This is a genomic window from Brevundimonas sp., from assembly GCF_031082345.1.
Lineage (GTDB): Bacteria > Pseudomonadota > Alphaproteobacteria > Caulobacterales > Caulobacteraceae > Brevundimonas.
Genome location: NZ_JAVHLH010000101.1, coordinates 1 through 9,013, shown reverse-complemented (window position 1 = coordinate 9,013; position 9,013 = coordinate 1). Strand labels below are relative to the sequence as shown.

General features: G+C 70.8%; 9 protein-coding genes. 7 read left to right on the top strand and 2 right to left on the bottom strand.

Features of this window, described 5'->3' with window-relative positions:
- Positions 1-169: 169 nt before the first annotated feature.
- The gene (locus RDU12_RS08245) at positions 170-1,057 is read right to left on the bottom strand and encodes a glycine--tRNA ligase subunit alpha (protein WP_300289994.1); all 888 of its coding nucleotides are present in this window, start codon (positions 1,055-1,057) and stop codon (positions 170-172) included.
- A 268-nt stretch (positions 1,058-1,325) separates the two neighbouring features.
- Here RDU12_RS08245 and RDU12_RS08240 point away from each other — a divergent pair, with 268 nt between their 5' ends.
- Complete coding sequence (locus RDU12_RS08240; RefSeq protein ID WP_300289995.1) at positions 1,326-2,063, top strand: polysaccharide deacetylase family protein; 738 nt, start codon at positions 1,326-1,328, stop codon at positions 2,061-2,063.
- A gap of 273 nt (positions 2,064-2,336) precedes the next feature.
- A complete protein-coding gene (locus tag RDU12_RS08235) occupies positions 2,337-2,513 on the top strand; it encodes a hypothetical protein (protein ID WP_300291352.1) in 177 nt (58 codons plus the stop codon).
- Between the two features lie 4 nt (positions 2,514-2,517).
- Here RDU12_RS08235 and RDU12_RS08230 read toward each other — a convergent pair whose 3' ends face one another.
- Positions 2,518-3,786, bottom strand: a complete 1,269-nt coding sequence (locus RDU12_RS08230) for a DUF819 domain-containing protein (RefSeq protein WP_300291355.1) — start codon at positions 3,784-3,786, stop codon at positions 2,518-2,520.
- A 79-nt stretch (positions 3,787-3,865) separates the two neighbouring features.
- On the opposite strand from RDU12_RS08230, the gene RDU12_RS08225 reads away from it, so the two are divergent.
- The 5 genes from RDU12_RS08225 to RDU12_RS08205 all read left to right on the top strand — a co-directional run.
- On the top strand, positions 3,866-4,531 hold the full coding sequence (locus RDU12_RS08225; RefSeq protein WP_308684422.1) for an amino acid racemase: 666 nt from the start codon (positions 3,866-3,868) through the stop codon (positions 4,529-4,531).
- Complete coding sequence (locus RDU12_RS08220) at positions 4,528-5,460, top strand: nucleoside hydrolase (protein WP_308684421.1); 933 nt, start codon at positions 4,528-4,530, stop codon at positions 5,458-5,460. Before RDU12_RS08225 ends, RDU12_RS08220 begins: the two co-directional genes overlap by 4 nt.
- Before the next feature lie 135 nt (positions 5,461-5,595).
- Entirely contained in the window at positions 5,596-6,264 is a 669-nt protein-coding gene (locus tag RDU12_RS08215) for an OmpW family protein (protein WP_300292510.1), read from the top strand.
- Between the two features lie 106 nt (positions 6,265-6,370).
- Complete coding sequence (locus RDU12_RS08210) at positions 6,371-7,219, top strand: ribokinase (RefSeq protein WP_300292512.1); 849 nt, start codon at positions 6,371-6,373, stop codon at positions 7,217-7,219.
- A gap of 68 nt (positions 7,220-7,287) precedes the next feature.
- A partial coding sequence (locus tag RDU12_RS08205) for an insulinase family protein (protein ID WP_308684420.1) occupies positions 7,288-9,013 on the top strand: 1,726 nt, incomplete at its 3' end.

Here is a 9,013-nt window from a genome sequence, read left to right as displayed (position 1 = left end):
GGGGAGGGTTGGGTGGGGGTGGAGGCAGGCTTGTGGTGGGAGGGAGCGGATCGGCTTCGGCCGCCGCTCGACGACGCCTCATGCGCCACATCCGGACGCAGCGTGCCGCCACCCCATCCCCGACCCTTCCCCGTCGAGGGGAAGGGGGCGCTGTGGTGGTCGTCGCGGGTCACGCGCTTGCTCGCTCTTGTTCGACCCAAGCCAGAGCACACGCCTTACACAGGTCCCTGATCCGGCCAATGTAGCTCTGGCGCTCCGCCACCGCGATGGCGCCGCGGGCGTCCATCAGGTTGAACAGGTGCGAGGCCTTGAGGACCTGGTCGTAGGCGGGGAGGACGAGGGCCTGACCCTGCGGGCCCTTCATGGCGAGGAAGCGCTCGACCTCGGCGACCATGTCCTCGAAGCGGCGCTTGAGGCCGTCGACGTCGTAGCCGTGGAAATTCGCCTCGGACTGCTGGCGCTCGTTCTCGAGGAAGACCTCGCCGTAGGTCAGGCCCTCCTTGGTGAACTTGAGGTCGTAGACGTTGTCGACGCCCTGGACGTACATGGCCAGGCGCTCCAGACCGTAGGTCAGCTCGCCCGAGACGACGTCGACCTCGATGCCGCCGACGCCCTGGAAATAGGTGAACTGGGTCACCTCCATGCCGTCGCACCAGACCTCCCAGCCCAGACCCCAGGCGCCGACGGTGGGGTTCTCCCAGTCGTCCTCGACGAAGCGGATGTCGTGCAGTTTCGGATCGATGCCGATCGCCGCCAGCGACCCCAGATACAGGGCCTGCAGGTTGTCGGGGTTCGGTTTCAGGATTACTTGATATTGGTAATAGTGTTGTAATCTATTGGGATTTTCGCCGTAGCGGCCATCGCCAGGGCGGCGGCTGGGCTGGACATAGGCGGCCTTCCACGGGCGCGGGCCGAGGGCGCGCAGCACGGTGGCGGGGTGCAGGGTGCCGGCGCCGACCTCGATGTCATAGGGCTGGAGGATCGCGCAGCCCTGATCGCCCCAGTATTTGTGGAGCGTCAGGATCAGGTCCTGGAAGGCGAGCGGTTCGGTGGTCACAGGCGGCTTTTTCGTCCGGGGGAGAAGGCGGCGGACCCTAGACGGGGGGCCCGTTTGCGGCAAGGAGCCCGGGCGCCGGGTTCATCACAACGGACACCACGGACCGACGACGGACACAACGGGGTCCGCGCCAGGCTCCGGCCACGTCGTGCCCGTTGTGACATCGTCGTGCCCGCTGTGAAGAACCGGGGCTAGCGGCCATGGATTCCGGCTTCGCCGGAAAGGACGGGGGACGGAATGTTAAGCGTCGACCGCTAGCGTTCGCCCCATGAAGCAGATCGACCAGATGCGTCGGCGGGCCGCGCGCTATCTCGCGGTGGAGGCGGTGGAGATCGCCCCGGCGAAGGGGGTGTTTTCGCTGAGCTTCGACGACTTTCCGATGACGGCGTGGACGGAAGCTGGGCCGGTGATGGCGGCGCATGGGGTCAAGGCGACCTACTATGTGTGCGGCGGGCTGGCCGGCGGCGTGAACATGGACCGCGACCAGTATCGGGTGGAGCAGCTGCAGGCGCTGCACGCGGCGGGGCATGAGGTCGGGTGCCACACCTTCGGGCACACCAGCGCGTTGCGGATGGACGCGGAGGCCCTGCGGCTGAGCCTCGACGCCAATGCGGCCTGGGTGGCCGAGCGGCTGGGCGGCTATCGGATGACGACCTTCGCCTGGCCGTTCGGGGACGCGACGGTCGGGGCCAAACGGGTGGTGCGCCGGCGGTTCGAACTGGCGCGAGGGGTGCGCGACGGGGTCAACGCCGGGCGCGAGGACCGGGCGCTGATCAAGAGCATCGGGCTGGAGAGCCGGCGGCTGCCCGGCTACGACCTCGAGGCGCTGATGGCCGAGGCGGCGGCGCGGCGCGGCTGGCTGACGGCCTATGGGCACGATGTCAGCGACCGGCCGACAGACTATGGCTGCACGCCGGACGATCTGGACCGGGTGCTGCGGGCAGCGAAGGCGGCGGGGCTGGAGGTGCTGCCGGTGGCGGCGGCGTGGGAGATCGTTCGCCAATAACCTTTCGTCATTCCGGGCGAAGCGCAGCGGAGACCCGGAACCCAGCGGCGCCGCGACGGCGGCGAAACACCAGACGTTGCAGTCGATGCACCTGCGCTCCCGACAGGTTCGCGCTCGCGCGCGCCGCTGGGTCCCGGATCGCGCCGCTGCGCGGCTTGTCCGGGATGACGAAAGCGGGGGCAGGCCTGGAGCTGTCGCCGATCGCGGGATGGCGCCAGGGAACGCTCTTCGGCCCGCGCCGGTTTTGTTGAGGACACTCAGCAGGAGCCGCGGATGACCGACACCGAACGCAACACCCCCGACACCCCGTCTGAATCGCTGGACCAGCAGGTCGATCAGGTCGGGGACGACGCCGAGGCCATGGAGCGGTTCGACCGCGCCATCCCCCTGCCCGACGAGAGCGGGGAGGAGGACGAAGGCGTGGGGGAGATCACCGGCATCGTGCCCTGAGGGCTCAGCCGGCCCCCGCCGCGATCTGCATCATCACCAGGCCGGTGAACCAGGCCGCCGCCGTGCCGATGATGTAGCCGACCACGGCCAGCAGGACGCCGACCGGGGCCAGCGACGGGTGGAAGGCGGCGGCGGCGACGGGAGCCGAGGCGGCGCCGCCGATGTTGGCCATGGAGCCGACGCCGAGGAAGAAGCTGGGCGAGCGGATCAGGAAGGCCATGCCGAACATCAGGATCACGTGGATCAGCATCCAGACCCCGCCGATCAGGAAATAGACCGGGCTGTCGAGGACGGCGGCGATGTTCATGTTCAGGCCGACGGTGGCGACCAGCACATAGACGAAGACCGAGCCGACCTTGGCCGCTCCGGGACCCTGCAGCTTGCGGGCGCCGGTGAAGGACAGGACCACGCCGATGACCGTGGCGATCAGCACCAGCCAGAAGAAGCTGGAGTCGAACGACAACCGCTGGGCCCAGTCGAAGCTCTCGCCGAACCAGACGGCCAGCGGGTCGGCGATGGCGTGGGCCAGGCCGACGGCGCCGAAGGCCACGGCGACGATGAAGATCAGATCCTTGAGGGACGGGATGCGGGCGTTCTCGAGTTCATAGGCCTCGGCCTTGTCGCGGACCCGGTCGACGGCGGTGGTGTCGGCGCGGAACAATTTGTCCATGGTGCGCTGGTTGGCGGCGATCCAGAGGACGACGGCCATCCAGATATTGGCCACGACCACATCGACGGCGATCCAGATCGAGAAGGTGTCGGCCGAGGGGGCGTTGATCTCGTACAGCGCCGCCTGGTTGGCCGAGCCGCCGATCCAGCTGCCGGCGACGGTCGACATGCCGCGCCAGATGGCCTCGGGGCCGGCCCCCATCAGTTCGGGGGCGATCCAGCTGGTCAGCAGCAGGGCGACCGGGCCGCCGATCATCACCCCGACCGTGCCGGTGGCGAACATGATCAGCGCCTTGGGGCCGAGACCGAGGACCGCCGGCAGGTCGGCCGAGACGGTCAGGAGCACCAGGGCCGCGGGCAGGAGGAAGCGCGAGGCGATGAAATAGAGGCGCGAGGTCTCGGGATCGACCACGCCGAAGGTGGTCAGCAGCGAGGGCAGGAAATAGCACAGCAGCAGGGCCGGGATGACGGTGAAGAACCGCTTGACCCACGGATGCGACAGGTTCGAGGCCCAGAACACCCCGCCGAGGATGACGGCGAGCAGGCCGAGGACGACGGCGTCGTTGGTGATCAGGGCCGTCGCGGCCTCGGCTTCGGTCTGCATTGGCGTCCCCTCATGGTTTTGTCGCATAAGGGCGGCTGAATGACCGGTTGGCAAGGCGTCGATCGGCGACGGAGGCGAGATGGCCAGACGAACCTTGGGCGTATTGGGCGGCATGGGACCGGCGGCGACGACCGCCTTTCTGGCGCGGGTGCAGGCTTTGACGCCGGCTCAGCAGGACCAGGACCACATCCGCATCCTCGCCGACATCAATCCGCGGGTGCCGGACCGGCAGCGGGCGCCGGACGCGGCCGAGGCCATGCTGGGCCAGATGGCGATGCGTCTGCGTGACGCCGGGGCCCAGGTGCTGGCCATGCCTTGCAACACGGCCCACGCCCTGACGGCGAGCATCCGCAAGGTCGGCCTGCCGTTCATCGACATGATCGAGGAGACCACCGCCGTCGCCACGGCCGGCGGGGCCAGGAAGGTCGGGGTGCTGGCCACGCCGGGCGGCGAGGCGCTGTACACGCGCGCCCTGCAGGCCCGGGGAACCAAGATCGTGCGCCTGACCGGGGCCGATCGACTGGCGATCATGAGCGGCATCAACGCCGTCAAGGCGGGCGACCTCGGCGAGGCCCCGCGGGCCGAGATGCGGCGGCTGGCGGCGACCCTGGTCGCGGCCGGGGCCGAGGTGGTCATCGCCGGCTGCACGGAGGTGCCGCTGCTGCTGGACGCCGGCGACGTGTCGGTTCCGCTGGTGGATTCCGCCGAGGTGCTGGCGGCGGCGTGCGTCAAGGCGTGCCGTTGAAGCGACAGGCCCTGATCATCGATTGCGACCCCGGCGTGGACGACGCCGTGGGGTTGATGCTCGCCTTCGGTTCGCCGGAGCTGGAGCTGCTGGCGATCACTGCCGTGGGCGGCAACGTGCCGGTGGAGAAGACGGCGCGGAACGCGCGGATGCTGCGCCAGATCGCCGGGCGCGAGGACGTGCCGGTGTTCAGGGGCGCGGACCGGCCGCTGCGGCGCGAGCCGGCGGGGGCGGGCGAGTTCCACGGGGCCGAGGGGCTGGGCGACCTGACGCCGTTCGAGCCGGACGTTCCGTGTGCGGACGGTCACGCGGCGGACGCCATCGTCGAGCGGGTCATGGCGCGGCCGGAGGGGGCCGTGGCCCTGGCGGTGATGGGGCCGCTGACCAATCTGGCGCTGGCGCTGCGGCGCGAGCCCGGGCTGGCGGAGCGGCTGGGGCCGGTGGCGGTGATGGGCGGGGCGCGCTCGGAGGGCGGCAACATCACCGCCTCGGCGGAATTCAACATCTGGGCCGATCCGGAGGCGGCGGCCGAGGTGCTGGCCAGCGGCTGCGACGCGGTGCTGTTCGGGCTCGACGCGACGCACCAGGTGCGGGCGACGGAGGCGCGGATCGCGGCGCTGGAGGCGATCGGGACGGCGAGGGCCGATGTCGCCGCCGCGATGATGCGGTTCTCGCAGCGGATCGAGCGCCGGATCGTCGGCTGGGACGCGCCGCCGGTGCATGATCCCTGTCCGGTCGCCTGGCTGCTGAAGCCGGAGCTGTTCGAGCTGGCGGCCTGCCATATCCGGGTGGAGACGGAGAGCGAACTGACCCGGGGGCATACGGCGGTGGAATTCCGCGAGGCCGTGGCGGGCGGCCTGCCGCACCGCTGGGCGACGTCGGCCGATGCGGACGGGGTGTTCGCCCTGATCACCGCGACCATGGCCTGACCGGACATTCTGTCGCAGCGCCCTGCGGCCAAGGTTTGCGCCCGCGCAAGGCCGGGGGCGGACCGCGCGCGCATGGGGCTTTCCGACGCCCCACCGGCCGCATGTCGCCGCCGGACGGCGCCGTGGAAGACGACGATGAAACGGAACCTCACCCTGGTCGCCGCCGCCCTGGCGATGATCGCCGCGAGCGGCGCCGCGAGCGGGGCCATGGCCCAGAACACCGGCGACTGGCAGGTCGCGCGCAAGGGCGATCTGATCGTCACCGGCCGGGTCACCCAGATCTCCAGCGACGCCGACGACGCCATCACCGATGCGGCGGGCGTGGCCTCGGGCCTGAACGTCGGGGTCGGCGACGACATCATGCCGACGCTGGGCTTCACCTATTTCCTGACCGACCATATCGCGGTCGAGGCCATTCTCGGCGCGACGCAGCACGAGATCCGCGCCCAGGGCGGCGCCACCGACGTGGCGGTGCACGAGACCTGGGTGCTGCCGCCCGTGGTGACCCTGCAGTACCGGCCGATGCCGGAAGCGCGGGTCAGCCCCTATGTCGGCGCGGGCGTGAACTACATGCTGTTCTTCGACGGCGAGGACAAGAACGGCTTCACCGTCGAGCTTGAGGACGGTTTCGGCTATGCCCTGCAGGCCGGGGCGGACGTCGCCCTGACGGGACCGTGGACGCTGAACCTGGACGTCAAGAAGGTGTGGTTCGACACCGAGGCGACGATCAACGGCGGCGCGCTGAAGAGCGACGTGGGCCTCGACCCATGGGTCGTCTCGCTGGGCGTCGGGCGCAAATTCTAGGGCGCTATTCCAGGGCGCTGTCAGGACGAGTGGCGGCGCGGCCGGGCCGGGGGCTATACAGCGTCCGTCAGTCCGCGCCGTGCGGCGCTCGCCGGGAGGGCGCGCCTTGAGGATCACCGTCGTCGGTTCGATCAATCTCGATTTCGTGGCCTCGGCCCCGCATCTGCCGCGGCCCGGGGAGACGGTGACCGGGGCCACGCTGGCGCGGCATCCCGGCGGCAAGGGCGCCAACCAGGCGCTGGCGGCGCAGCGGCTGGGGGCGAAGGTCTGCCTGATCGGGCGAGTCGGCGACGACGCCATGGCGGACGAGGCGACGGCGCTGCTGGAGGCCGGCAGGGTCGACCTGTCGGAGGTGGACACGGACCGGGACGCGCCGACGGGCGTGGCCCTGATCGCGGTCGATCCATCGGGCGAGAACCAGATCGTGGTGGCGGCGGGGGCCAATCACCGGGTCACGCCGGAACAGCTGCCGGCGCGGATCGAGGGGCCGCTGATCGTGCAACTCGAGCTGCCGGTCGAGACGGTCGAGGCGGCGGTGGGGCGGGCGACCGACTTCGTCTGCGTCAACCTGGCCCCGGCGGCGCCGGTGTCGGACCAGTTGCTGCGGCGGGCCGACCTGATCGTGGTCAATGAGACCGAGGCCGCCTTCTACGGCGAGGCGCTGCACCAGGGCGGCGGCCGGGTTGTGACGACGCTGGGCCCGCAAGGGGCGGTGATGCACCGGAACGGGGGCGAGGTCGCCCGGGCCGGCGCGCCGACGGTGCTGGCGGTCGACGCCACCGGCGCCGGAGACGCCTTCGTGGGGGCGATCTGCGTCGCCCTGCTGGAGGGGATGGAGCCGGAGGCGGCGCTGGTGTTCGCCTGCACCGCCGGCGCCATCGCGGCGACGCGGCCCGGGGCCCAGCCGTCCCTGCCGACCCGTGACGAGGTGACGCTGTTCATTACAGCGACGTAACTATGGACGGCCGCGGCGGCTGATAGGGTCCGGTCCGCCGTTCAGAATTGACCGAGGGGACCGCCGACATGACCCGCACCGCCGCGCTTCTGGGGGCCTCGCTGCTGGCCCTCGCCCCGTTCGCCGCCGGGCCGTCCCTGGCCCAGACCGCGCCCGCGCCGATCGTCGTGCCGCCGCTGGAATACACCCATCGGGAGCTGGCCAACGGGCTGGACGTCTACGCCATGCCGGACCCGAGCGCGGGAACGGTGACGGTGACCCTGTGGTACGACGTCGGGGGCAAGGACGACCCGCAGGGCCGCAGCGGCTTCGCCCACCTGTTCGAGCACATCCTCAGCCGCAAGACCGTCAACCTGCCCTACGGCCAGATCTCGACCATGGTCGAGAACGCCGGCGGCAGCCGCAACGCCTCCACCGGCCAGGACTTCACCAACTACTATGAGACCGTGCCGCCGCAGTATCTGGAACGGATACTGTGGACCCACGCCGAGCGGATGGCGCGGCCGGTGGTCGACCAGGCGGTGTTCGAAGCCGAGCGCTCGATCGTCAAGGAAGAGCTGCGCCAGCGGGTGCTGGCCCCGCCCTACGGCCGCTTCCAGCGTTTCGTGATCGGCGACAACAGCTTCGACGAGAGCATCTACCGGCGCAGCGTGATCGGTTCGATCGAGGAGCTGGATTCGGCGGTGATCGAGGACGCCCGGGCCTTCCACGAGGCCTATTACCGTCCGGCGACGGCGACGATGATCGTGTCGGGCAATTTCGATCCGGCCGAGCTGAACCGACTGGTCGACCAGTATTTCGCGGACATTCGCAATCCCGACCGGCCGGTGCCGGTGCTGGAGCGGCCGGTCGAGACGCCGCGCACGTCGCCGCGCCTCGTCGACGCCTATGCGCCCAATGTGCCGTTACCGGCCGTGGGCGTGATCTATCCGGGCGTGCCGGCCGACCATCCGGACTCGGCGGCGCTGGAGGTGATGTCGGCCATCCTGTCGCGCGGCGAGAGTTCGCGCCTGCACCAGGCGCTGGTCTACGAGAGCCAGCTGGCCGCCAACGCCGGCCTTGGCGTCGGCAGCAACGAGGAGGACGGCTCGATCGTCGCCACCGCCATCGTGGCCCGGGGCAAGGCCATCGGCGACGTCGAGGCGGCGCTGGACGCCGAACTGGCGCGGATGCGGGACGAACCGGTCACCGCGGCCGAACTGGCGGAAGCCAGGATGGAGATCGTGGCCGGCGAACTGCGCCAGCGCGAGACGGCGTCGGGCCGGGCCTTCATCCTCGGCCGGGCCATCGTCAGCGAGAACGATCCGAAGGCGCCGGACGAAAACCTGGCGGCGATCCAGGCGGTGACCGCCGCCGACGTGCAGCGGGTGGCGCGGACCTATCTGAACGATCAGGCCCGGGTGTCGCTGCGCTATCAGGACGAGAGCGCGCGGCCGGCCGGCGTGCCCGAGGACAGCTGGCGCAACCCGGCCCCGGTCCCGACCTTCGTGACCGTGCCGCCGGCCGTGCTGCCGGCGAACGAACTGCTGCCCGAAGACCAGCGCATGGCGCCGCCGGCGCTGGGCGAGGCCCGGGCGGTGGTCGCGCCCGCGGTGGCCGAGCGAACCCTGCCGAACGGACTGCGGATCATCGCCGCCAGATCGACCGAGTTGCCGATCATGAACGCCCAGCTGGTGCTTGGCGGCGGCGCGGCGGCGGATCCGGCCGACCGCCCGGGGCTGGCGGCGCTACTCGGTCTCCGCGAATCCGATCTCGCGCCCGCCGAGGCATCGGCCTGGTCGGCGGGCGTCCCAT